Genomic DNA, 23,618 nt, shown 5'->3' on the forward strand with positions numbered 1-23,618 from the left:
GCCACGTCACCAGAGAGGCTGATTTATGTACAGCGACTCGATCGCGCGCGGGCATCTGACGTTCCCGCCCGACTTCGTCCTCGGGGCCGCCACTGCCGCCTACCAGATCGAGGGAGGCGCGGGCGAAGGCGGACGGGGCCCGTCCATCTGGGACACCTTCAGCCACACGCCGGGAAAGACCGCCAATGGCGCAACCGGTGACGTCGCCGCGGACCACTATCACCAGGTCGAGACCGATCTTGACCTGATGGCCTCCCTCACTCTCGGCGCCTACCGCTTCTCCATCTCGTGGCCGCGTGTGATGCCCACGGGCGAAGGTGACGTCAATCCAGAGGGCCTGGCGTTCTACTCGCGGCTCACCGACGGCCTGCTCGCACGCGGAATTATGCCGATCGTGACGCTCAACCACTGGGATCTCCCGCAGGCGCTGGAGGACCGCTACGGTGGCTGGCGGGGACGCGAGACCGCCTTCGCCTTCGAGAAGTACGCGGAGATCGTGGGCGCCGCCCTCGGAGATCGGGTCGCCATGTGGTCGACGCACAACGAGCCGTGGAACAACTCGTTCGCCGGGTACGGCAGCGGGGCGTTCGCCCCCGGTGCGCAGAGCCACGCGGACGCGCTCAAGGCCGCACACCATCTCAACCTCTCGCACGGACTCGCGGTGGCAGCACTGCGGCGAACCGTAAAGCACCCCGCCGCGCAGATCTCCGTGGTGCTGAACATCTTCCGCATCGAAGCCGAGACCCCACAGGACGCTGAAGCCGCGCGCCGCTTCGACGCCGTGGCTAACCGCGTCTTCACAGGGCCGATGCTTCGCGGGGAGTACCCGGCCGACCTCCTCGACGACACCCGCGCCTTCACCGACTGGAGCTTCGTACACCCGGGCGACGTCGAGATCTGCCATCAACCGATCGACCTGCTCGGGGTCAACTACTACGAGGTCATGCACGTACGTGTGAATCCGGACTTCGACGCCGCCACCGAAGCCACGGGCGGCACGGCGTTTCCGGGCTCGGAGCGCCTCGAGATCGTCCGCCGCGACGATCTGGAGCGAACAGCCATGGACTGGGGAATCGAGCCACGAGGGCTGGAGGACCACTTGGTCGCCCTCTCGAAAGAGTTTCCCGAGTTGCCCATCATGGTCATGGAGAACGGTGCGGCATTCGCGGACGTGGTCAGCGAATTCAATGGCCAGCGCGTGGTCCTGGATCGCGACCGGACGCAGTTCCTCATCGATCACGCAACAGCGACCCACCGCGCTCGGGAACGCGGCGCGAACGTCGTCGGATACCTCGTGTGGTCGCTGCTCGACAACTTCGAATGGGCCGAGGGATACGGCCCTCGCTTCGGGGTCATCCGCGTCGACTACGACACTCAAGAACGCATTCCGAAGCTGAGCGCGCACTGGCTCTCCGAAATGTGTGCAACGAAGGTCATCCCGGTCCTCGCCAACCAGTGAGATGACCGGGCGGGTCTGGGCGGACCCTGAAACAACATCGCGGCCAGGTGAAGACACCGCAGGGCGCCACATGCCCGACACAGTACCGATCAGGTCAGCTCCCGCAGTCGACGAACCCCGAGCAGCGGCCCCGGCACCCCACCCTGCTCGCGATACCGCCTGCAGCGAAACACCCCAATCCCCCGCGCGCTGCCGCGCTCCGGGCCATCCATCACACATGAATGCGAGGCACCATTCCATGAGAATGCACCGCATCGTTGCGGCGCTCGCAACGGTAACCATGGGACTCGCGACGGCGGCCATCCCAGTCGCCGACGCCTCAGCAGATTCACCCCCCACTCTCCGCGAACTGGCTGCGCGCGATGGGATCCTCATCGGGTCTGGGGCGATCAACCCCAACTACCTTGACGAACCCCAGTTCAGCGAGGTCCTGGCGGATCAATTCAACAGCCTGTCGCCCGAGAACGAGCTCAAGTGGAACTTCGTCCAACCCCAGAAAAACACCTTCGACTTCGCCGGACTCGACCGACTCGTCGACTTCGCAAAAGACCACAACATGACGGTCAAGGGTCACGGCCTCATCTCAGGCTGCTGCAACCCGGACTACGTGACCGCGATCACCGACCCAGACGAACTCCGCTCGGTCATGCGAACCCACTTCAATACGATCATGGACCGCTACGCCGGCAAAATGGACCGGTGGGACGTCGTGACCGAGCCGTTCTCCATCGAGGGCGGAACCGGCCTGGTGCACAACGACTTCTACAAGGTTCTCGGTCCGAACTACATCGCGGAAGCCTTCCGCATCGCGCACGCAGCCGACCCCAAGGCCAAGCTGTTCATCAACGAATCCCTGGTGGAGTTCTCCCCGGAAAAGCGCCAAGAGCTCTATGACCTCGTCGCCGGCCTGGTCGCCGACGGCGTCCCCATCGACGGCGTGGGCCTCGAGATGCACGAGACCCAGGCGGGTCCCGAGCCCGGGGTCATCACGCAGATGGCGAACTCCTACCACGCTCTCGGACTCGACGTCGCCATCACCGAACTCGACGTGCACACCTACGACGTCGACCAGCAGACGCAGATCTACGGTGACATCGTCGCTGAGGCGCTGGCGGCCGGAATCCGAGACATCAGCTTCTGGGGCTTCACCGACAAGCACGCCTACACCTGGCTTCCCGGCGCGAAGCCGCTCATGTTCGACGAGGACTACAACCCCAAGCCGGCCTACTTCGCCGTCCGGGACGCGCTACAGAGCTTCGTCCAAAACACTTCGGCACCGGGCGCCGGCACCCTCTCGAACACCAGCGGACGGACGCACGGCCGCCACGACGGCGACTACAGCGTCACGATGAACCTCAGGCACGGGACCCGGGGCAGCTTCTACCGCCTGTACGAGAACGGCAAGCTCATCTCCGCACGCGTCCCCGACCCAGGACCCGGCACTTCGCAGTCGGTCAAGACCACCTTCACCGATAAGCCCAACGGTACCTACGTGTACCGGGCCGAACTGATCAACTCGAAGGGCACGACGGCCACCAACACCACGACCGTCACCGTCTGCAAGCCCGGGACAGCCCTTAGAAGCGATCCCGGTACGCCTTCGAGTACATGCCCCGCGCCCTGGCTGGGCCTGATGGTCGGCCAGGGGCGCACCGCACCTTAGCGGGAGGCGCTGGGCGCGGCCGATGGGCGGGAACCGGTGTGGCGGGTACTTCGCCCGGCTGGGGCAGTTTGCGCCGAAGGCGCTCGCCGGACCGGACGAGGGCGCCTTGGAACGACTGCACGGGTACTTGCTCCGCGCCGTCCACGGGGTGCCACTCGCCGCCGACATACCCCCGCCTCTGACCGGGCGGGCGGCACGATCGGGCTGCTGCTCGGCGGCATCATGCTCACCGAATGGGCGTCGGGCGCTGGGTGATGTACGTGAACGTCGTCTTCGCGGTCCCCGCCCTGATCGGTGCATTGCTGCTGCTGGCCAAGCCCGTGATCACCAAGGAGCCCCAACTCGCTATTCCGGGCATCGTCGTGGTCAGCGCCGCGCTGTTCGCCGTCGTCTACGGGTTCGCGCACGTCGAGTCCACCAGCTGGACCAACCCGGTCGCCCTCGGCTCCATGATCGTCGGCGCGGCGCTGCTCGGACCGCCGGCGTGCACCACGAGGACGCGGGCGTCGCCTCGGAGCTGATCAACACCGGTCAGCAAACCGGCGGCTCCATCAGCACGGCGCTACTGACCACCGTCGCCTCGTCGGCCGCGACCAACTACCTGTCCTCGCACAAGCCCAGCGCGCTGGCAGCGGCGCAGGCCGGGGTCGAGGGCTACACAGCCACCCTCGCGTGGGGCTCCGGGTTCTTAGTGGTCGGTGCGGTGATCGCCGCGTTCCTGATTCCGAACCAGGCCTGGAGCCGTCGGAGGGCGAGCCCGTGATGGCCCACTGGGCTTGGATCCACCCAAGAGATGCCCTGCTACCTGCGATGACTGTTGTTCTCACGACACCAATCAGCCCAGGACAGCAGGGCATCTCGAAGGTTCCACCGCGACCGTCTCGCCCCGCGCATCCACGACGGAGCGTTCTCCGCGATGGACATCACCGCCCACCAACCGCGCACCGGAGAACGGGCCGCCAGTGCCGGAGTCAGCGAGGGTCGTTCTTCGCCTGGCTCCAGGCGAACCGCCACTCCAGGAGCACACAGACTCGCGAGCCGAGTAGGGCCACACCATCACATCTACGCGGGTCTTCCCCGTCTCGCGCGCTCAGCGGATCCGGATGGGCCCAGGTCAGGTCGGTGATGGTGGGGAGGCCCGACTGCGGGTGGGGAGGGGGACGACGGTGGCGCCGTTGCGCAGGGCGTGGTTTTCGAGAGTGAGCTGGCGGATGGCCTCCTCGTACAGGGCGAGGGTCAGGCGCAGGTCGGTGTTCTCCTTCCGCAGTCGGTGCAGGTTCTCCTCCTTCGTCTCGTTGGCCTTCGGCTGGTCCCTGTGCGTCTCGGCGCGGGCCGCGGGGATCCGGGGCCGGAAGTGAGTGTCGATCAGGTCGGCGTAATGGCGGTGGAAAGTGGCGTGGGGAATGGCGAGGCGCCGCTCGATGGCGGTGACGGTTGGGCGGCGTCCTCTGGTGGCTGCGTCTTCGAGGACCATGTCGATGGCGGCCTTGACGGTGTCGGCGTCGGGCAGGGCACGTTTCACTCGGTGGTCTCCGGGGCGTGGCGAGCGAGGAACGCGGCCGTTTCACGGTGCTGTTCCTCAAGGCGATGGCGGACATAGGGGGCGAGGCGGTCGCGGTTAGTCAGGGCCTCTTCCAGCTTGGTCAGGTGGCCGTTCAACGCCTGGCGGTTGGCAGACGTGAGGGCGGTGTTTCGGCAGGTCAGGGGCTGGCATTCGGCCAGGACGGGCTGGCCGTCGCCGGGGTCTTTGGGCGTGCGGCACAGGGCGCGGTCGGGGTTGTAGACGCAGGTGACGAAGGTCCCCAGGTACATGTGCGGGTCGTGGCGGGCCACGATGCGGCGCAGGCGGGCTTCGTCAGTGACGACTTGGCCGTCGAAGGCGGTGTGCCGGGCGAACTCGGCGAGCCGGCGTTCGGCCTCGGCTCCGGCCGGTCCTGCCAGCGTCGGACGGTCTTCGTCGGCGCCCATCTCGGCGAGGAGCTGGCCACGGGCGATGGCTTGCTCGGCTTCGACCTCATCGCGGAAGCCGGAGTCGCTGGTGCCTAACGGTGGAGTCGGGTATTGGAACTCTCCGAATAGCACGGAGGTCATGGTGAGCAGTGTGCGCTGGCCCGGCACTTCCCAGACCGTCCATGCAGCAAGTGTGACCCTGGCCCGTTCCGCGTTCTGAAGGGTCCGCAGCGCCCCGTCCATCCTGCCCATGTCCGTCGGGGGACGCAGGTTGCTCACTGAGCTGTTCCGATCAGTGGACGGCGTTCGTCACCGCCCGCACCATGTAGAAGTGGGTCCCGATCGCCGCAAAAACGATCAGGAGACGATATGACGTCAGTGACGTTGACGCGCGCTGTTCAGGTGCCAGACTGCCCGGCGTGTCACGGCCACCACAGCATTGAGGTCGATGTGACCGTCGCCCAGCCGATCGAACTATTTGGCGGCCAGGCCGAGCCGCAGCCTCCTACAGTCGAGTCTTGGTCGGTATTTCTTACCTGCCCGGACACAAAGCGACGGTTCAGTTATGACCTCCAAGGGGAGATCATCGAAGGCTCGACCATCGTCGGCATCAACGAACACCATGGACCCGTCATTCCAGGTGACGACATATGGGAAGCCGAGCTCAACGAATGGATCAAGGCATCCGCTGACACTATCCGTGAATTCTGCAAAATGATGATCTCGGTGACCTCGGGTGCGATCCCTCTCTATTTCGTGGTTACCAATTTCCTGGGATTCAGCAAGATCAACACTTCATGGCAGGTGGTTGCCGTGATTCCACCAGTGATGCTTCTGGCGTCCAGTGGGGCATTTATGGCCGCTCTTCGCCCCTCGCTTACCTCGGTAGAATCCGTTGAGGAGTTCAAGCAATGGCGAACCAGCCGATTCAGAGTCATGGACCGGTGGGCTCGCCGCGCAATAGTGTTGCTCTGGATCGCATCGGCAACCGCGACCGTATCTTGGGGGGTCCTGCTATGGGACAGGTAGGAGGCGACGCACGTGCTGATGAGCCTCTGTTCGGAGGCGGGTCCGGGGCGGGAAAAACGGATGCAACTGCGCCCCGCAGCCCGCTTGAGTCTCTCGAATCATGGGAGTTGACCGGATACCTATTCGAATGGATTGCGATTGAATGGTTGCACCGACCGGAAGCGACCGAGTTTTTGACGGAGGCAAACAGAGGGGCAACGTATCGACGGTTTGCGGCAGAATACGAACAACACATGGTTTCGGAACGGCCGCTAACCATGCAGGAACTGGTTCTCGCCTCGCAAATAGTCTCCGACCTCCCGTGGGTGATCTACGTAGTTCAATCTCAAAAAATTCCAAGCCTGGATCGAGTTCGCCACAAGCGCATTCTCGCGCCGGAAGATCTAGTGCAACTACTCATTCGAATCTGCCTTCGAGAAACGGATCAACGCCGCGTGAGGGGTCTAGCGACGATACTCATCCATGATGGAAGGTCTGGCCATTGCATCACACTTAGTGAATTCCTGGATGACGGATTTCGCTTCGTCTACTACGATCCGTGGCCCGTGCCCTCTGTGCTATGCAAGGGATGCAATCGAGCGGGCGTGGAAGCCGCTTCTTATAATGCAGAGGCGAACTTGTGGACAATAACAGTGAAAGAGCTCCTGAGTGTGATCCGCGGAGTGATGGTCCCGCAAGCAGTATCCGAAAGGTGGAGATTGCGGGACGAGGCTGGTGCAGATCCGGCCGCAGTACGGGCTCAAGCCGTCATCGAGGCGACGGTAGGCGGGGCGCTTTGATCGGGCCTTCTCGTGTTTGGTGGAACCGCGCCGTCAGGCACTCTCGTCGGTCGCTACTGAACTTGAACGAGTGGATGTCCTGCTTGCGCGCTGACCCACATCGGCGGCGTAGGCGGCCCAGTCCCCCGCAGATGCCTGCTGCCACTGGACGGCGACCTTGATGTGGACACCGAGCATCCGGGCGAGGATCGCGGCGGGGAGTTCGGTCGCGAGAGTGAACAGTGCGGTGGAGCGATCCTGCTTCGGTCGGATCCCGATCTTATGGAGACGGTTGCCGATCTGGCTGTCGCTGAGGGGGCGCCCTGGATGTCCTCCCGGGAACAGCCAGGGAACGATCTCCGGAGTGCCGATCTTGGCCTTGCCGCGGCGGGTTGCGACGAGTTCGCGGACCAGGCTGGCCAACGGCGCGGGCAGGACGACCGGCGAGGTGCCGAACGTGATGGAGACGGTGTCGCCGTCGAAGTGGACGTCATCGATAGTGAGTTGGCTGATGGTGGCGATCTTCTGTGCGTAGAGGATCAGTAGCAGTCCTGCGACGCGGTCCGGCATCGGCAGCGTGTCGTTGTTGAGGAGGCGGCGAGCGTCAGCCCAGCGTTTCTCGCTGTCGATGGTGCCGAGCGGACCGGTCCAGCGGACGGTGCCGTAGGTCAGGTCACGGGCATGTCGGTGCTGTACCGACCAGCGGACGAAATGGCCGGTCTCGTTGCGGTAGCTGACCGTGGAGTCGGCCATCCAGCGTTCCAGGTTCGTCTGAGTGCAGGTCCCCAGCGTGAGCCCTTCGCAGCCGAGCCAGTCGAGAAAGTTGTTGGCCGCGGTGACGTGGCAGCGCACGTTCAGGTCCTGGAGCCGGGTGGTGTGGTCATCGCCAAGGCGGCGTCGGAGTCGGCGCATGTGGTGCCAGACCGCGTAGCCGTGCAGGATCCGGCGCTCTGCGAGGCCGGCGCGGGCCTGGACGGTCGCGGTGATCCATTTCTCCAGGACGATGAGGCGCTCGTCGCGGGGCGGCAGGGAGCCGGTCGCGACCAGGACACTGCGCAGGTGGGCCAGCACCTTGCCCGGGGGCAGTTCGTCGAGGACCTCGTGGGTGACGAGCCGCTCGTCGCGTCCTATGCGTTCCAAAAGGTCTCGGGCTTTCGAGCGGGCGATCCAGGCCATGGCGACGTCCGGCCTTTCGGCACTCGTCAACGCCTCATGAAACGGGGTGAGTTCGGGGCGGATGACCCCGGTGGCGTCGCCGAGGAGGTCGCGTACTTGCTGGTCGAGGACGCATCGCTGGCAGGGGCGGGTGCTGAGCTGCCAGGTGATGGTGCAGGCCGGGCAGCGGCCCCAAAAGTCCGGGTCGGGATTGGTGCACTTCGCGCACAACGGCGCCTCCCAGGTGCCGCCGCGGGCCTGGGCGACGGTGCCGCAGTCGCTGCAGGCCACCCATCGCTGCTGGCAGCGGTCGCACCAGGGCTGGCCGGTGGCCCGGGACATGTCGCAGAGCGCTGTCCGCCCGCAGATGCCGCACTCCGCGGTGATCCTCGGCCGGCAGTTCTGGCAGCGCGGGCCGTCAGGCAGCCGGTTCGCGACGGGCTTGCGTCGGCCGCAGCCGACGCACTCCTCCAGGTTCGCGGGCTGTCTGATCAAGCAGTTCGGGCACAGAGGTCGGCCCTCGGCGTCGCGGGTGGCGGGCTCACGTACGGCGCCGCAGCCGAAGCAGGGGATGGCCGCGTGGCGGGCGAAGCAGGCCCGGCAGATCCTCTTGCCGTCCAGCAGCTTGGACAGCGCCTTCACTCCGTGGCAGCGTGGGCAGGCCGGTCGGGCGACCTTGGTCGCCCCGGCCTTGACGAGTTCGTCGATGAACCGCAGGACGGCCGGGGTGGGTGCTTCGTGACCGGCGCTGGTCAGCAGCTCGGGACGGGCGACGACGGCCCAGGCCAGGCGGCGCTGGCCGGCGGGCCGGACGGTGGCTCGCCCGAGCGCGGCCAGGACCAACTCGTCGTTGAGGGCGGGATCGAGGCTCGTGACGAGTTCGGTGAGCTCATGGAGCGGATCGCCCTCGGTATCCGGGCAGTTCGCGCAGCGGGGCTCGCCGTGACGGTCCCGGCTGACGACACGTCGCTCTTCACGGCATCCCGCGCAGACGGCTGGCTTGTCGAAACAGGGAGAACATCCCCACCGCCCTCCGGTGCTGCTGCCGACGTAGCGGCATGCGCGGCCGCACTCGCCGCAGCGGGGCAGTGCGACGTTCTGGGCGCCGGCCTCGTTCAGGGCCATCAGCAGTTTCGCGACGCAGTAGGGCGCCGGTGGCCGCCCGGTCCGCAACAGTGACGGGTCGTCGTGCAGTGCCTGGGCGAGGCTGCGGCGACCGGCTCGTGCGCGTACGACCGTGCAGACAATGTCACGGACCTCGGCGGCGTCCAGGTGCTTCTCGACGTTGCCGACGAGCCGCACCACCAGGCCGACCGGGTCCGCGAGGACTTCCTCCGCAGTACCCGTCACCGGTCAACTCCCCTGATACGAGCCCGCTTGGGCCGCAGTCCGCCGATGCCTTCGGTGACTGCGGCTCCGCCCGCAGCGGCCTTCTTCGGCTTCGCCGCGACGTCGGCCCCGGTGATCGGCTCGATGAGGTCGTCCATGGTGCAGTCCAGGATGTCCATCAGGGCCATGAGGATCTTCAGACTGAGTCGCTCGGGTCGCTCGACGACGAGCCGGTAGACCTGGCTCGTGGACAGCGTGATGCCGCGTTCCTTCAGCAGAGGCAGCAGGTCGGTAGTGGAGAACATCTCGCGGTCCGCCATGACTTTGCGCAGGTGCCAGCGGTAGTCGAGCTTGGCGACCATCATCGGGTCCTTCCTCGTCAGGCTCCGGCGAACGCCGGGGCCAGGGCCTTGGTCAGGGCAGTGTTCATGAAGTCGTCGCTGACGTGCGTGTAGATGGCAGTGGAACTGTCGCACTCGTGGCCGACCTGCTGCTGGATTATCTTTAGTTCGCTGGGTTGGCAGGCTGTTGACCTGTGCGTTTGTGTTGCGGTCGTTGTCCGTGACGTAGCTGATGAGGGCATTGGGGGCCTTTCAGCACGGGCCGATCGTTACCGACCTGGGATTGCTCGTCGACGGTCTCCTGGAGGGTCTCCCGGGCGTCGGTCATTCGTCGGCAGTCGGAGGCTGCGGAGGAGGTATCCAGTGGCACGCGCGGTGACGTCTTCAGTAGGTTCTGCGGATGCGGCAATTCGCGGACATCGAAGACCTGTCGGGGCTTGTGCGTGACGCACTGGGAGCGGGATGCCACATTGTCGCGGTGGACCGGTTGCGTGGGGGAAGCAAGAAAGGGGTGTACCGGGTCCGCCTCGATGGAAGCCACCCGGCGAGTGTGATCATCTACAGCTGGGCCGAAGCTGAGAACTTCTGGCCAGGTGCGCGCGAAGCCGACCCGGCTGACCCGTTCGCGCCCGCCTATGGGCTGATCCCGTTCCTCACCGCGCAGCGGAGCTTGAACAGCCTCGGGGTGCGGGTTCCGCAGGTGCTCCTGGCGGATGACAGCCGTCGCCAGTATCCGGCGGACGTCGCCGTGGTCGAGGATGCCTCCGGCGGCACGCTCGAAGCCCTCTTCGAAACCGATCCCACGCGCGCCGCGGGAGCCCTGGGTGACCTCGCCGAGATGCTTGAGGTGATGCACCGGCACCAGGCCCAGCACTACGGCAGGGTGGATCTGTTGGAGCGGGGCGGCTTCGCATCCGAGATCTCGTGCGAGCGACGGGTCCTCGACCGCGCCATGCGGGACCTTGAGGAGACGGCGGCGCGTGACGGCAGGATCGCGGCAGCCGGCACGGCATTGCGCGACCGTCTGCAGGAACTGGCTGATCGGGTGAGCCCTCGCGCGCAATACGGACTGATCCACGGTGAACTCGGACCCGACCACGTCCTGGTCGACGCCGAAGGTCACCCTGTCCTGATCGACATCGAGGGCCTGATGTACTTCGACGTCGAGTGGGAGCACGTCTTCCTCCAGCTCCGCTTCGGCGAGTGGTACCCCGCACTGGCCCGGCCCGGTTTTGATCCGCAGCGCCTCGACCTCTATATGCTCGCGATGCGTCTGTCGCTGGTGGCCGGTCCACTGCGTCTCCTCGACGGTGACTTCCCCGACCGGGCGTTCATGCAGGGGATCGCTGAGCACAACCTGACAGAGGCGCTGGCGCTCCTGCCGTTGGTGTAGCTGGATACACAGGGCCGCGCCGAGCATCCGCCTACTCGACACGATCAGCTCGAACGGGTGGGCGGGGAAGCTGACGCTGACGGTGGGGAACTGGGTGACCGTCGACAGGGTTGCTTGCGCCTGCCCGCGGTGAGTTGGTGCGGGTCGTCGCGGCGCGTTGTTCGCCGAGGGCACGGGCGAGTTGCTCGCGGAGTTGCTGGTTCTCTTCGGTGAGCCGCCGGATGCGGGCGTTGGCGGCTTCGAGCCGTCGCAGCAGCGAAGCATCGGAAGTGCGCTGACGTGCGGGAACCGGCGATCTGGGTTCCCGGCGGTGTGCTGCCCGCAGTCGCTCGATCTCTGCTCGCAGGTCCGGCTGGGCATAGAGCCAGGACCGGGATACTCCGGCCTGCTTCGCGACGGTCTCGAATGTGACCCCCCGGCCGAAGCCGGGGATTCCACGCAAGATCAGAGATGGGGCGGCGGGAAGACTCCAGCCACGGCTCCTTGCGCTCCGCGGCCAGCGCGTTGATCCGGTCCGCCTGACCCTGCGCGGCATGGTGGCGCCACAGCTTGACGTAGGCGTGCGGACGGGCACTGTACTCGGGCAGCTCAGACAGTGGTGTGCCGTCCTCCAGCACCGGCAGGACCGTGCACGCGGTGAAGTCCGTGCCGATGCCGATGACCCGCTCGGGGCGTACTCCGGCGCTGGCGAGCGCCTCGGGCACCGCGTAGCGCAGGACGTCCAGGTAGTCGGTGGGCACCTGGAGCGCCCAGTCTGGAGGCAGTCGGGTGCCGTCGGGCAGTTCGCGGTCCAGGACGGCGTGCGCATAGGGGTGTTCCGCGCTGCCCAACTCCGCGCCGTCACGGACCCGGACCACCACGGCCCGCCCGGAGAGGGTCCCGTAGTCGACTCCGATGACGCAGGCGTCGGAGTGGAGTTCTTTCTGGTGCTCGGCGTTCACGGTGAGGGGCGCCCTTCTGCCGTCGGTATTTCGAACATTGTTCGGTGAGGCGAATAGAGGGATCGAGAAGGCGGATGCGAGGGGTGCTGGCCGGCCGGGGCCTGCGAGAGGCCCCGGCCGGCGGTGCCGTCAGCCGTTCAGCGGCGCGACGCTCACCCGGTCGATGTCGGGTGCGTAGGTGGAGGAGTTGCCGAAGGTGATGGTGTTGGTGCCGGCGTTGAGGGTGACCGGGACGGGCAGGTCCCACCAGCTCGACCAGCTGTAGTTGTTGCGGAACATGACGGTCTGGGCGGTGCCGTTGACGGTGATGTTCGCGGCTCGGGAGACGACGTTGGTGTTGTAGTTGCCGGATCCGGAGACCTGGTCGTTGGCGTAGCGCACGTTCAGCACGTAGCGCCCGGCCGAGGCGGCGTTCACCTGGAAGGTGAGGGTGTTGCCGGAGCCGTTGCCGATGTAGCCGACGTAGTTGCCGCCGGAGGCCCAGGAGTTGGCGGAGACTGCGGCGGTGCCGGCGCGGGTGGCGTTCTCCGCTTCGTAGGCGGTGACGCCCGTGGTGTCGGCCGTGCCGGTGACGCGCAGGTCGCGCAGGGTGAGGCTGCCGCTGGACGGGCCGGTCGCGGTGATGCGGTTGTTGCCCGCCGACAGGTACAGCCGCTGGGTCTTGTCGGTGAGGCTGCCGCCGGTGGAGGCGAGGGTGGAGGCGGTGGCGCCGTCCAGGCTGAGGGTGCTGCTGGCGGTGGAGGAGTAGTCGGCGTGGACGGTGTAGTAGCCGTCGGTGGGGGCGTAGACGTCGAAGGCGGCCTTGTCTCCGGAGGCCAGGACCAGGGCGCCCGCGCCGCTGATGCCGGCGGCGGAGTAGTCGTAGGACGGGGAGCCGGTGATGTCGGCGTAGGTGGCGGGGTAGACGGGGTCCTGTCCGGGGGTCGCGGTGAGGTCGATCTTGTCGAGGGTGACCTCGCCCGTGGCGCCCTTGGCAAGGGTCAGGGTGTGCGTGCCGGCCGTCAGGGACACCGGTGTGCTCACCGTGGAGCGGTAGGTCCAGTTCAGGGTGGGCTGGTAGGTGATGGTCGTGGCGCTGCCGCCGTCGATGGTGAGGGTCTGGGTGGCGGGGGTGGCGGTCTGGCTGGACTGGTTGCCGTAGTAGATGTTCAGGTTGTACGTGCCCGTGGTCGGGACGTTGACGCTGAAGGCGACCTTGCTGGTGGACTGGTTCAGACTGCCGACGTCCTTGGTGCCCGAGGTGGCGTAGCCGTTGGCGTTGGACACCGTGCCCTGGGTGTAGACGGTGCCGCTGGTGATGGTCGCGTTCTCGGCCTCGTACGACGCCTGCCAGGGCGGGTTGGCGGCGGTGGGCGTGCCGCTGCCGGCGGGGTTGATGAGGACGCGGTAGGCCGCCATCGGGTCGAGGCCCGTCAGCGGGACGGTGATGCTGCCGTCGGCGGCGACGGTCATGGTGCTGCGGGACAGCACGGTCGGCGTGGCGCCCGCGCCCTCGTAGCCGCTCCAGGCGGTGCGCTCGACGGAGACGTCGACGCTGCTGCCGAAGGAGGCCGGTATGTGCTGGACGACGGTGTCGACCGAGCCGGAGGTGCCGCCGCCGAGCAGCACCTGGGCCTGCTTGCGGCCGGTGTCGAGGGAGCCGATGCCCTGCAGGGTGTCGATGACGTTGGACTGGGGCGGGGTCACCTTGACGGTCTGGCCGGTCAGGCCCGCGTACCAGCGCAGCAGCCACCAGTCGCCATTGGGGATGTTGGTCTGGCTGACGTTGCCGTCGAGGTTACCTGCGATGTCCCAGTAGGCCTGGTCGGCGTAGACCTTGTTCCGTTCGAACATGGACATCCACTGGATCATCTGACCCGGGACGGAGAGGTCGCGGCGGTCTCCGTACTCGTCGATGTTGACCGGCAGGTGGCTGATGCCGGCGTTGGTCTCGATGGTCCGGTAGGCGTTGATGTGCGACTCGAAGTCGGACAGCGAGCTGGGGTCCAGCTCGTGCCAGGTGGTGACGTCCGGCAGGACGTTGTTGGCCTTGGCCCAGGGGTAGAAGTCGCCCATGAAGCGGGCGTCCCAGTTGGTCTCGTTGGGGCCGGCGATCCTGGCGTTCGGGATGATCGAGCGGATCTTGTTGTAGACGGTGGTCCAGTCGCTCTCGAACTGGTTGCGGGTGTTGGTGTAGGTGGTGGTGTTCGAACTGCTCAGGCCGCTGTACCAGTTGCCACCGTTCGGCTCGTTGAAGGGCACCCACACGAACGAGTCGGCGTCCGACCGGCCGGCGACCTTGCGGACCATCGTGTCGACCTTGGACAGGTAGTCGCTCAGGCCCAGGTTCTCGTAGGGCCAGTTGGCGTAGATGTCCTGCATGTAGATGAGGTTGTCGCTGCCGCCGCCCCGGGCGAACTGGGGCTGGACGACCAGCGCGTCGCCGTTGGGGTGCTGGGCGCCGTCGGGCGCCTTGGTGGCGATCGACGTCATATGCAGGGGGGTGGTGATGCTGTCGCTGGGAACGCCGTCGTCGCTGAGGCCGTACAGGGCGCCGTTGGCACCGTGCATGACCGCGCCGGTGGTCTGGCCGAGGTCGACGGTCAGCTGGGGGTTGGCCGCGTGGGCGACCGGACCGGTCAGGGCGGTGGCGGCCAGGACGGCGGTGAAGGTCACCGCACCCACCAGGCGCCGGACATGTCCGGATCTGTGATCGGTTCGAGGCATGCGTGTCCTCCGCCTCCCGCGTCGCTGCGGGAGGATCGTGGGTGGAACCGGGGGTGATGGGCCGGGGCGTGCGGGGAGTCACGCCCCGGGGATCATGGGCGCGGGGCTACTTGACGGCCCCGCTGGTGATGCCGGCGACGACCCGGCGCTGGGCGACAACGAAGACCGCCACCATGGGCAGGCTCATCATCACGACGTAGGCGAAGATCAGGTGCCAGTTGTTGAGGTACAGCTGGGCGTTGGCGACCTGGTAGAGGTTGAGCGGCAGCGTGGCCTTGGAGCCACCGCCGAGCACGAAGAAGGCGTAGAAGATGTCGCTCCAGGCGAACAGCATCACCATGATCGTCGCGGTGGCGATGACGGGCCGCAGCAGCGGCAGGATGATCTTGAAGAAGACCCGGGCCGGGCTCGCGCCGTCCATGCGCGCGGCCTCCTCCAGTTCCTCGGGGAGGTTTCTGATGAAGCCGGTCATGAAGAAGATCGACGTGGACAGGTACATGCCGGTGTAGACGGCGATCATGCCGAGCTGGGTGCCGGCCAGGCCCATCTGGCGCAGCTCCATCACGATGGTAATCACGGCCGGGGGAAGGAGCAGTCCGCTGATGCTCAGCGCGTACAGGGTGCCGACCAGGCGTCCGGTGCGGCGGGCGAAGACCCAGGCGGCGCCCGCGCCCAGCAGCAGGACGAGGACGACCGAAGGGACCACGACGAGAAGGCTGTTGACGAAACCCTGGATGATCTTGCCCTGGTCGAAGGTCTGTTGGTAGTTGTCCGCGACCTGGATGTGGTGCGGCAGGGAGAGGTTGGGCTTGATCGCCTCGGCCTGCGGCTTCATCGAGGTGACCACGACGAGCCACAGCGGGATGCCGATGGTGACGGCGGCGATGAGCACGACGGCCACCGGCTGCACCCAGCGCGGCAGCTGCCGGCGCGCGGGGACGAACACGGGTGCGGTGGTCACTGGTTGTTCTCCCTTCGGCGCAGGCCGACGATGACGGGCACAGCGAGGACGACGACGATGAGGAAGAGGACCAGGCTCATCGCGGACGCCTGGGCGTACAGCCCCTGGCCGAAGACGCGGAACATGTAGATGTTGAAGACCTCCGTCTCGCTGCCCGGGCCGCCGGCGGTGGTGGCCTGGACGATGTCGAAGGTGTTCATGGAGCCGATCAGGGCCGTGGTGACGTTGAAGGTCACCGCGGGGGCCAGCAGCGGGAACCTGATGGACCAGAAGGTGCGCCAGCCGCCGGCGCCGTCGATGCGAGCCGCCTCCAGGACGTCGCCCGGCATGCTCTTCAGGCCCGCCAGGTAGATCAGCATGGCCAGGCCCATCCACTTCCAGCCGTGGATGAGGGTCACCACGACCAGCGTCCAGGTCGTGGAGCCCAGCCAGGGGGTGTCGACATGGTGTCCCATGAGGGAGGACAGGACGCTGTTGAGGGCGCCGTCCTGGGCGAGCAGGGCGCGGAAGATGTAGCCGACCGCGAGGGCCGAGATGAGCACCGGAAGGAAGAAGACGGCGCGGAAGAAGCGGTTGAAGCGGGTGTCGCGCTCCAGCAGCAGGGCCAGGACAAGCCCGAAGCCGTTCTGGAAGAGGGCGACCAGGACCGCGTACTCCACGGTGATGCGGATGTCCCGGAGCATCGAGCCGTCCTGCAGGACGCTGCGGAAGTTGGACAGTCCGGCGAACTGGATGTTCGAGTGGAACGCCGACCAGTTGGTGAACGGGTAGACGAAGTTGAGCAGGTTCGGCAGCAGGAAGAAGGCGCCGAAAACGGCGAGCGCGGGAAGGGCGAACCACCACGGCTGGTTGGACTTGCCGCGCGGCCGACGGCGGGGGGCGCGCCGGGACGAACGGCCCGCTTCCTTGCTGGGGTTGACGTCGGTGACGCCGATCGTGGCTGTGTCCGCCACTGCTACCTCCGGTGGATGACCCCGGGCTGTACCGGCTGGGAGCAGCCCGGGGCGGGGCTGGCGAGGGGACGCGCCGGTCAGAAGCCGGACACGCCGCGCGCCTTGAGGACCTGGGTGAACTGGTCCTCGGCGGCCTGGGCCACCTGCTGGGGCGTCTTCTTGCCGTAGATCATGTCGGCCAGGGCGAGGTGCATGTCAGGCGCGGTCAGCGCCTTGACCTGGAACACACCGGTCGCGGTGGAGAGCGAGTCGGCCTGGGCGGTGGCGGTCTGTGGCAGACCGGCGGGGTTGGGCACGGACGGCTCCACCGAGACGACCTTGTTCGCCGCGAGGTAGGCCGGGTAGTCCTTGCCGAGCCAGAAGGACAGGAACTGCCGGGCCGCGTTCTGCCGCTTGGCGTCGCCGGTGTTGAAGGCGACGACACCGTTGGTCTGGTCGGGCGAGTACAGGGCCTTGCCGGAGCTGTTGGAGACGGGGAACCAGCCCAGCTTCTGGTCCATCTCGGCGGTGCTGGACGTCGCCTGGATCTCGCTCTGCAGCGAGGTGACGTTCACGGCCATCGCTGCGCTGCCGTCCAGGATCGCCTTGCCCTGGTCCACGAAGGTCGCGGTCTTGTAGTCCTTCTGCGCCAGCCCGCCGTCCAGGACCTTCGTCTTGTACTTCTTGATCGCGTTCACGATCACCGGGTCGGTCCACTTGGCCTGGTTCTTGTTCAGCTTGTCCCAGAAGCTCTGCGGCAGGTCGGTCATCTGCAGCTGCACCTGCCACTGCAGCGGCCACTTGTCGCCGCCCACCTCGAAGAACGGCGCGACACCCGTCTTCGACTTGATCGTCGCGGCGGTGGTGAGAAGCTCGTCGTAGCTCGTGGGCATCTTGGTGATGCCGGCCTTGGCGAAGACGGCCTTGTTGTAGTAGACGCCGAGGGAGGCCGGGCTGGTGACGATCGCGGCATAGCGGTGGCCGTCGACCTTGCCGAGGCTCTGCTCGGTCGGGCCGAGCTTGGAGACCCAGTCCTCGTTGTCCAGCTGCAGCAGGTTCTTCTGCGGCTGGATGAACGGCAGCGTGGAGCCCGTGGGCTGCCAGAACATCAGGTCGGGCTTGTCGCCGGAGGCCAGCTTGGTGGGCACGTTCGACTCGTAGGGGTCCGGTATCACCTGGGTGCTGACGACAGCGCCGGTCGCCTTCTCGAAAGCGTCGATGGCCTGCTTGGGCTCGCCGACGCTGTTCTGCGCCACCCACATCGTCAGGTGGACGCCCTTCAGGCTCGCGGTCGCGTTCACGGACCCGGTCGGGGCGGCACCGGCGCTGCTGCCGCCGGTGGCGTCGCTGCAGGCGGTGGCGGCCAGGCCGAGGGCACACACGGCGGCGAGGGAGGAGACGGCTCTCTTCATAGGTCTTTCCTTAGGCACGCGGGGGTTGGCGGAGCGGTGCTGTGAAGGTGGGTGATGGCTAAGGCGAAGCAGGGGCGCGAGAGGGCCCGGGTCATGCGTCCCGGACCCCTGAGCTCTCGCGCCTAATCAGGTCGGGGCCGACGAGCGTCGGCGCGGGTGGCTGATAGTCGGACTCGAGCTGGCCTCGCAGGAGTCCGAAGGCGGACCGGCCGAGTCCCTGGAAGTCCAGGCGGACCGTGGTGAGGGCAGGGGTGACGAACCCGGAATGGGGGGCGTCGTCGAAACCGATCACGCTGACGTCTTCCGGCACGGACCGGCCGGCGTGATGCAGGGCGCGCAGCACGCCCAGCGCCAGGTCGTCGTTGCCGCACAGGATCGCGGTGACGTCCGGGTCCCGGGCGAGCTTGCGGCCCGCGTCGTAACCGGCCTGCGCGTCCCAGCCCTTGCCGGTGGGCGGCGGCGGGGTGACGCTGGCCGCCTTCAGGGCCTGGCGCCAGCCCTCGGCGCGTGGTGCCGTCGAGCGCCGGGAGCCCGTGGACGTCGGGATCGCCACGTAATGGACGGTGGGGTGGCCGAGTTCGAGCAGGTACTCGGTGGCGGCGCGGGCCGCCTCCCGGTCATCGACCCACACCGCCGGACGGGGAGGTGTCCGGCCCGGCGGCGGGGCTTCGACGGCCGCGGCGCACGGCACGTTGGACGGAATACGGTCCAGGGCCGCCGCTCCGAGCCGGTCGAAGCCGATGACCATGATCCCGCCTCCGGCCGCGGTTGCGGTGGCGATCGTCCGGTCGAGGTCGTCCTCCGGGGTCAGGACCCGGACGCCGACCGAGTAGCCCGCGGCGCGGGCGGCCTCCTCCAGGCCTTGCAGGGTGGCTGCGTAGCCGTAGAGGACGGTGTTGGACGTCAGTACTGTGACCGACTTGGTGACCCCGCTGGCCAGGGCGAACGCGGTGGCGTTGCGCTGGAAGCCGAGTTCGTCGATGGCGGCCTCGACCCTGCGGCGTGTCTCTTCCTTCACGTTCGGGTGGTCGTTGATGACCCTCGAAACGGTCTGGTAGGAGACGCCGGCCGCCTGGGCGACGTCGCGGATGCTGGCGGGCTTCTGCTGTTTCCCCTGGGGGTCGGCGTGAGCTCCGGAGCTTGTGTGACCGGTCACAGACATGCGAGGATTGTGAGCGGTCACAACACGGGCGTCAAGAGGCTGCAACCACGACGTTACCTCTCAGGCACAAAACGCGGCGTTTCACTCCGCAGCCCCGGAGAACCCCAGAACCCCCACGCCACCTGCGCAAACCACCCGAGACACTCGTGAGTGACCACGGAAGCCATTGATCAGTCCCAGAAGGGAAATCGCGTTGACAGCTACCGCTGAAATCGCCCAGGAGTCTCTGCTGTGGACCCATGAAGCCCTCGGACTGAGCGCCGTCACCGACCCCGCCGGGTCGGTCAGACTGACCGGCGCCGATCAGCCGTGGGACGCCCTCGTCCCCGTCGTCGAGGTCGTCCTCACCGGACACGGACGCACCTGGTCCGGGGAACGCTTCATCGACACGACCGTCGGCAGCCGCCTGGTGCTCCGCGGCCATGACACGGCCCAGGACGGACAGTGGCGGCACACCACGATCCGGCTGACCGACCCGCAGACCCGCCTCGCCGCCGACCTCACGCTGAGCACCGTCCCCGGCTCAAGCTTCCTGCGCTCGCGGGTACGCCTGGTCAACGAGGGCGACACCCCCCTGCACCTGGAGAGCGTCTCCACCCTCACCCTCGGCGGCATCGTCGGCCCGGCGGCCGGCCTCGATGGCCTGACCCTGCACTGGGCGGACAACGACTGGCTCGCCGAGTGCCGCTGGCGGCAGGCCGCCTTCCGCGACCAGGTCGTCCCGCTGAGCCGGGCCGCCCACGGCCACGAGGGCCGCGGCTGCTTCGAGCGGTACTCCCAGGGCTCCTGGTCGACCGGCCGGCATCTGCCCCTCGCCGCCCTCACCGACGGCGGCGAGGGCGCCTGGCTGTGGCAGATCGAGTCGAGCGCCGGCTGGCGCTACGAGACCGGGGAACGCGAAGGCGCCGCCTATCTCGCCCTGTTCGGACCCGACGACGCCCACCATCAGTGGCGCCAGACCCTGGCCCCCGGCGAGGAGTTCACCACCGTACCGGCCGTCCTCGTACGCGCCGCGACCGGCGGACTGGACTGCGCGTTCGGCGAACTCACCGCCTACCGCCGCCTCATCCGCCGCGACCACCCCGACCACCGCGCTCTGCCGGTGATCTACAACGACTACATGAACACCCTCATGGGCGATCCCACCACCGCCAAGCTCCTGCCGCTCATCGAGGCAGCCAGTACCGCCGGGGCGGAGGTCTTCGTCATCGACGCCGGCTGGTACGACGACGACGCCCAGGGCTGGTGGGACGCCGTGGGCGCCTGGGAACCCGCCGGACGCCGCTTCCCGGGCGGAATCCAGGAAGTCCTCGACGCCATCAGGCAACACGGCATGACACCCGGGCTGTGGCTGGAACCCGAAGTGGTCGGCGTACGCAGCCCGCTGGCCCGCACCCTGCCGGACGAGGCGTTCTTCCGCCGCGGCGGAATCCGGCTGACCGAACACGGCCGCCACCACCTCGACCTGCGCCACCCCGCCGCCCGCGCCCACCTCGACCGCGTCCTCGACCGGATCGTGGGCGAGTGGGGCGTGGGCTACCTCAAACTCGACTACAACATCAACATCGGCCCCGGCACCGAGAACGGCACCGAAAGCGCAGGCGCCGGCCTGCTCGGACACCACCGCGCCCACCTGGACTGGCTCGCCTCACTCCTGGACCGCCACCCCGGCCTGGTTCTCGAGAACTGCGGGTCAGGGGGGCTGCGCATGGACTACGCGCAACTCTCCGTCGCCCAACTGCAGTCCACCAGCGACCAGCAGGACCCCCGGCGCTACCCGCCCATCGCCGCCGCGGCGGCCACCGCGGTCACACCCGAGCAGGCGGCCGTCTGGGCCTACCCCCAGCCCCACTTCGACTTCGACGAGATCGCCTTCACCATGACCACCGCGCTGATGGGCCGCGTGCATCTCTCCGGCTTCCTGGACCGCATGGACGACGCACAGTCCGCCCTCGTCCGCTCCGCCGTCGACCTCTACAAGAGCATCCGACCGGAGATCAGCGGCGCACTTCCCTTCTGGCCCCTCGGTCTGCCGACATGGGACGACAACTGGCTGGCGCACGGACTGCGCACCGACTCCGCGGCCTTCCTCGCACTGTGGAGACGGGAGCCCACCTCGGACACCGAAGCCATCGAGAACACCGGCAGCCGGACCATCCAGCTCCCCCGCAACACAAGCACTCCCCAGCACCTCGAAGTGCTCTACCCGACCGACTCCGGCGCCACAGCGACATGGGACGCGACCACTGGGCAACTCACCGTCTCCCTGCCACGCCCCAACACGGCCGTGCTGGTCCGACTCGGCACCACCGGCGAAGAGTCCGCCGGCTGACGTCCCCGCCGATCCGTGCCGGTCTTCGCGGTCCCTGTCCGGCCCCCGAGCGTCTTCGGGGCACCCCGGGCCCGCGACGGCCGACGTCCGCCCAGCTCGGTCAGGCCCCCCGACCTCCCCGTAGCGGATCGCCCTTCCATCGCGTTGATGGTCCGGTCCCGAGTCGCCGGGCGGAGCCTCAACAGCCGTTCTAGCAGGCCTGGACAGTCGCGTGACGAACTGCTCACCACCAAGGGCGACACCGTCGACACCGCGCTGCGGGAAGTCACGGCCCGCCACCGGGGCCCGCGCGCCCTCGAAGAAGCCCGCGAACTCGTGGCCGACGGGGCCCCTCCGGTGCGCCTCCGGTGGAAGCCTGGAGTCGCACCGGAGGGCGCCGGCGGCGTCCATTCCATGCGGCGGGATGCGATGAAACCCACTCTGGAGACCCCGACGGTATTCAGTTGTCCTTCGTCGGGTCAGCCTCGATCCACCGCGTGAATTCTGATCACGGGTGTCGGGTGGGTTCCGGGCGTTTCTTCGGGATGCGGGCAGCGGTGATCGCCGGGTGGCCGTCCGGTGCGAGGTCTCCAAGGTCTTTCGGGTCGTGGGCGGTCAGGATGTCGTGCGGGTCAGGTGACCATGCGCTGTCCGGTCGCTGTCCACAGGTCGGTGAAGTCGTCCTGCCAGCGCCAGTGTTGGGGCAGGTGGAGGGTGAGGCGGCGGGCGCCGGTGGCGATCCGGGCGGGGATGTTGATCAGGTGGCGGCGGATGGTGCCGGTTCGTGCCCTGGCGTGGAAGACGGAGGCGAGGTGGCCGGCGGCCCGGGTGAGGTTGTAGGCGGTGGCGGCGAGGGTGAGCCAGGCGGCGTTCGCGGTGAACTTCCCCGAGGGAAGGTGGGCCAGCGCGGAGTCTTCCAGGTCGGCGAAGACCTGCTCGACCTGGGCGTGTTCGCGGTGCATGGGTTCGGCCTGGGCCAGGACGAACGGGCTGTCGGTGAAGATGACGTGGTGGCGCCAGACGCCGAACAGTTCGGCCTGCCCCTCGGGCACGCTCTTGGGGTTCAGGCGCTTGACCCGGCGCACGATCAGCCGGGCGGTGGCGTGGAAGGCCTTCTTCTTGCTGGTGAACGCGGTGAAGGGGACCTCGGCGATCTCGGCGTCGGAGATCCAGCGTTCCTCCTCGGCGTCCCAGACGGCGGCGGCGTACTTGATCGGCGTCCAGGCGTCCTCGGCGATGCCCGCGATGGCCTCACGGATCTTCTTCTTGACCGCGACCGCGAGGGAGAACCGTGCGCCGGCCTTGCGGCATGCCTCGACGACCTTGTGGGAGAAGTACGCGGAGTCGGCGCGGACGATGATCTGCGCGGTGATGCCCATCGCCCGCACTGCGGCCAGCGCCTCGCGCAGCAGGCTCGCTGCACCCTTGCCGGAGTTGGCAGAGCCCTTGCGCAGTCTCGTTGCCACGATCACCGGCGCGCAGGTGCCCGTCTTGACCGTGACGATCTGGAAGTGCAGGCCACGCTGTCTGGTGTAGCCGAAGGAGGCGCCCTGCTTGGCCGGGCCGTAGACCTGCTTGACCTTGGAGTCGATGTCAACGAACACCATCTCGTCCCCGGTGGGGACCAGGCCGGTGTGCGCGGCGAGATTACAGGTGAACGCCCGTGTGGCGGACTCCAGTTGACGCACGTGCCCCCAGGTGAACGCGCGTAGGAACGTGCCCAGCGTCGACGGGGCACGCACCCCGCCGAACAATCGGGCCAGCCCACCATGACGCAGTATGTCCAGGTCATCGATGCTGTCCGCCCCGGCCACCATCCCGCCCACGATGGTCATGACCTTCGCCTCGGCGGCCGTCCCGGCGCCGTTCTTCGCGCCGGTCAACTTCACTTTCGCGGCCACCAGAGCGGCCAGCCCGCACCGCTCGGCCAGCCTGATCGTGGGGAGCAGCCCAGCATGCGCGATCAGGTCGGGGTCGTCGAACGCGGCGAACAGCTCCGCGGGCCTGTGGGAGACTTTCACTTCAGCGATCCAGCGCACCTTCGGTGCGCGCCGGGGGCGTGGTAAATCCCGTGGTGCGAGCCGAGGTGCTTCTGTCTGCCCTGACATGGGCTGAT

General features: G+C 67.5%; 18 protein-coding genes and 1 pseudogene. 7 read left to right on the top strand and 12 right to left on the bottom strand.

Translation table 11 applies throughout. The features are described from left to right. Positions 1-25 precede the first annotated feature (25 nt). From ACIRVK_RS38800 to ACIRVK_RS38815, 4 genes are all read left to right on the top strand, one after another. Positions 26-1,459 carry a GH1 family beta-glucosidase gene (locus ACIRVK_RS38800; RefSeq protein ID WP_404255735.1) on the top strand — a complete coding sequence of 478 codons (1,434 nt, stop codon included), beginning with the start codon at positions 26-28 and terminating at the stop codon, positions 1,457-1,459. Between the two features lie 217 nt (positions 1,460-1,676). Beyond that, positions 1,677-3,122, top strand: coding sequence for an endo-1,4-beta-xylanase (locus tag ACIRVK_RS38805; protein WP_404255737.1), 1,446 nt, complete (start codon positions 1,677-1,679; stop codon positions 3,120-3,122). A 233-nt stretch (positions 3,123-3,355) separates the two neighbouring features. Next, positions 3,356-3,643: a hypothetical protein gene (locus tag ACIRVK_RS38810; protein ID WP_404255738.1), complete on the top strand. Its 288-nt coding sequence runs from the start codon at positions 3,356-3,358 to the stop codon at positions 3,641-3,643. Continuing rightward, complete coding sequence (locus tag ACIRVK_RS38815) at positions 3,607-3,885, top strand: hypothetical protein (protein ID WP_404255740.1); 279 nt, start codon at positions 3,607-3,609, stop codon at positions 3,883-3,885. Before ACIRVK_RS38810 ends, ACIRVK_RS38815 begins: the two co-directional genes overlap by 37 nt. 351 nt (positions 3,886-4,236) lie before the next feature. Here the strand turns inward: ACIRVK_RS38815 and ACIRVK_RS38820 are convergent, their stop codons facing one another. Both ACIRVK_RS38820 and ACIRVK_RS38825 read right to left on the bottom strand, forming a co-directional pair. Continuing rightward, on the bottom strand, positions 4,237-4,644 hold the full coding sequence (locus tag ACIRVK_RS38820; protein ID WP_404255742.1) for a hypothetical protein: 408 nt from the start codon (positions 4,642-4,644) through the stop codon (positions 4,237-4,239). Next, complete coding sequence (locus ACIRVK_RS38825; RefSeq protein WP_404255744.1) at positions 4,641-5,351, bottom strand: hypothetical protein; 711 nt, start codon at positions 5,349-5,351, stop codon at positions 4,641-4,643. Before ACIRVK_RS38825 ends, ACIRVK_RS38820 begins: the two co-directional genes overlap by 4 nt. Positions 5,352-5,441: 90 nt before the next feature. Here ACIRVK_RS38825 and ACIRVK_RS38830 point away from each other — a divergent pair, with 90 nt between their 5' ends. Continuing rightward, positions 5,442-6,101 carry a hypothetical protein gene (locus ACIRVK_RS38830; protein ID WP_404255746.1) on the top strand — a complete coding sequence of 220 codons (660 nt, stop codon included), beginning with the start codon at positions 5,442-5,444 and terminating at the stop codon, positions 6,099-6,101. Between the two features lie 812 nt (positions 6,102-6,913). On the opposite strand, the gene ACIRVK_RS38835 is transcribed toward ACIRVK_RS38830, so the two are convergent. Further along, positions 6,914-9,364, bottom strand: coding sequence for a site-specific integrase (locus ACIRVK_RS38835; protein ID WP_404255748.1), 2,451 nt, complete (start codon positions 9,362-9,364; stop codon positions 6,914-6,916). Beyond that, positions 9,361-9,705, bottom strand: a complete 345-nt coding sequence (locus tag ACIRVK_RS38840; protein WP_404255770.1) for a helix-turn-helix domain-containing protein — start codon at positions 9,703-9,705, stop codon at positions 9,361-9,363. The genes ACIRVK_RS38835 and ACIRVK_RS38840 overlap by 4 nt, the downstream gene beginning before the upstream one ends. Positions 9,706-10,084: 379 nt before the next feature. Here ACIRVK_RS38840 and ACIRVK_RS38845 point away from each other — a divergent pair, with 379 nt between their 5' ends. Beyond that, on the top strand, positions 10,085-11,077 hold the full coding sequence (locus tag ACIRVK_RS38845) for a phosphotransferase (RefSeq protein ID WP_404255750.1): 993 nt from the start codon (positions 10,085-10,087) through the stop codon (positions 11,075-11,077). 31 nt (positions 11,078-11,108) lie between these two features. On the opposite strand, the gene ACIRVK_RS38850 is transcribed toward ACIRVK_RS38845, so the two are convergent. The 7 genes and pseudogenes from ACIRVK_RS38850 to ACIRVK_RS38880 form a co-directional block, all read right to left on the bottom strand. After that, positions 11,109-11,612 carry a DUF6262 family protein gene (locus tag ACIRVK_RS38850; RefSeq protein ID WP_404255772.1) on the bottom strand — a complete coding sequence of 168 codons (504 nt, stop codon included), beginning with the start codon at positions 11,610-11,612 and terminating at the stop codon, positions 11,109-11,111. Next, a pseudogene (locus ACIRVK_RS38855) lies at positions 11,548-12,018 on the bottom strand (ribulokinase); the annotation flags it as partial. The gene ACIRVK_RS38850 and the pseudogene ACIRVK_RS38855, both read right to left, overlap by 65 nt. A 129-nt stretch (positions 12,019-12,147) precedes the next feature. Then, positions 12,148-14,724, bottom strand: coding sequence for a CBM35 domain-containing protein (locus ACIRVK_RS38860; protein WP_404255752.1), 2,577 nt, complete (start codon positions 14,722-14,724; stop codon positions 12,148-12,150). 106 nt (positions 14,725-14,830) lie between these two features. Next, a complete protein-coding gene (locus ACIRVK_RS38865; RefSeq protein WP_404255754.1) occupies positions 14,831-15,685 on the bottom strand; it encodes a carbohydrate ABC transporter permease in 855 nt (284 codons plus the stop codon). Then, on the bottom strand, positions 15,682-16,638 hold the full coding sequence (locus ACIRVK_RS38870; protein WP_404255756.1) for a carbohydrate ABC transporter permease: 957 nt from the start codon (positions 16,636-16,638) through the stop codon (positions 15,682-15,684). The genes ACIRVK_RS38865 and ACIRVK_RS38870 overlap by 4 nt, the downstream gene beginning before the upstream one ends. Positions 16,639-16,715: 77 nt before the next feature. Continuing rightward, complete coding sequence (locus ACIRVK_RS38875; RefSeq protein WP_404255758.1) at positions 16,716-18,029, bottom strand: ABC transporter substrate-binding protein; 1,314 nt, start codon at positions 18,027-18,029, stop codon at positions 16,716-16,718. A gap of 91 nt (positions 18,030-18,120) precedes the next feature. Beyond that, a complete protein-coding gene (locus ACIRVK_RS38880) occupies positions 18,121-19,191 on the bottom strand; it encodes a LacI family DNA-binding transcriptional regulator (RefSeq protein WP_404255760.1) in 1,071 nt (356 codons plus the stop codon). Positions 19,192-19,384: 193 nt separating this feature from the next. Between ACIRVK_RS38880 and ACIRVK_RS38885 the strand changes: the two genes are divergently transcribed. Next, on the top strand, positions 19,385-21,523 hold the full coding sequence (locus tag ACIRVK_RS38885; RefSeq protein ID WP_404255762.1) for a glycoside hydrolase family 36 protein: 2,139 nt from the start codon (positions 19,385-19,387) through the stop codon (positions 21,521-21,523). A 611-nt stretch (positions 21,524-22,134) separates the two neighbouring features. Here ACIRVK_RS38885 and ACIRVK_RS38890 read toward each other — a convergent pair. Beyond that, positions 22,135-23,523 (bottom strand): IS1380 family transposase, encoded by a 1,389-nt coding sequence (locus tag ACIRVK_RS38890; protein WP_404255764.1) that lies wholly within the window; start codon positions 23,521-23,523, stop codon positions 22,135-22,137. Positions 23,524-23,618 lie beyond the last annotated feature (95 nt).

Origin of the sequence: Streptomyces sp. NPDC101152 (assembly GCF_044768275.1) — a bacterium.
In the GTDB taxonomy this organism is placed as follows: domain Bacteria; phylum Actinomycetota; class Actinomycetes; order Streptomycetales; family Streptomycetaceae; genus Streptomyces.

Excerpts from the sequence above, each read along its gene's own strand:
- ACIRVK_RS38845 (WP_404255750.1), top strand. The coding sequence starts at position 10,085 with ATGCGGCAATTCGCGGACATCGAAGACCTGTCGGGGCTTGTGCGTGAC.
- ACIRVK_RS38880 (WP_404255760.1), bottom strand. The coding sequence starts at position 19,191 with ATGTCTGTGACCGGTCACACAAGCTCCGGAGCTCACGCCGACCCCCAG.
- ACIRVK_RS38805 (WP_404255737.1), top strand. The coding sequence starts at position 1,677 with ATGAATGCGAGGCACCATTCCATGAGAATGCACCGCATCGTTGCGGCG.
- ACIRVK_RS38860 (WP_404255752.1), bottom strand. The coding sequence starts at position 14,724 with ATGCCTCGAACCGATCACAGATCCGGACATGTCCGGCGCCTGGTGGGT.
- ACIRVK_RS38830 (WP_404255746.1), top strand. The coding sequence starts at position 5,442 with ATGACGTCAGTGACGTTGACGCGCGCTGTTCAGGTGCCAGACTGCCCG.
- ACIRVK_RS38800 (WP_404255735.1), top strand. The coding sequence starts at position 26 with ATGTACAGCGACTCGATCGCGCGCGGGCATCTGACGTTCCCGCCCGAC.
- ACIRVK_RS38840 (WP_404255770.1), bottom strand. The coding sequence starts at position 9,705 with ATGGTCGCCAAGCTCGACTACCGCTGGCACCTGCGCAAAGTCATGGCG.
- ACIRVK_RS38875 (WP_404255758.1), bottom strand. The coding sequence starts at position 18,029 with ATGAAGAGAGCCGTCTCCTCCCTCGCCGCCGTGTGTGCCCTCGGCCTG.
- ACIRVK_RS38850 (WP_404255772.1), bottom strand. The coding sequence starts at position 11,612 with ATGCCGCGCAGGGTCAGGCGGACCGGATCAACGCGCTGGCCGCGGAGC.
- ACIRVK_RS38810 (WP_404255738.1), top strand. The coding sequence starts at position 3,356 with ATGGGCGTCGGGCGCTGGGTGATGTACGTGAACGTCGTCTTCGCGGTC.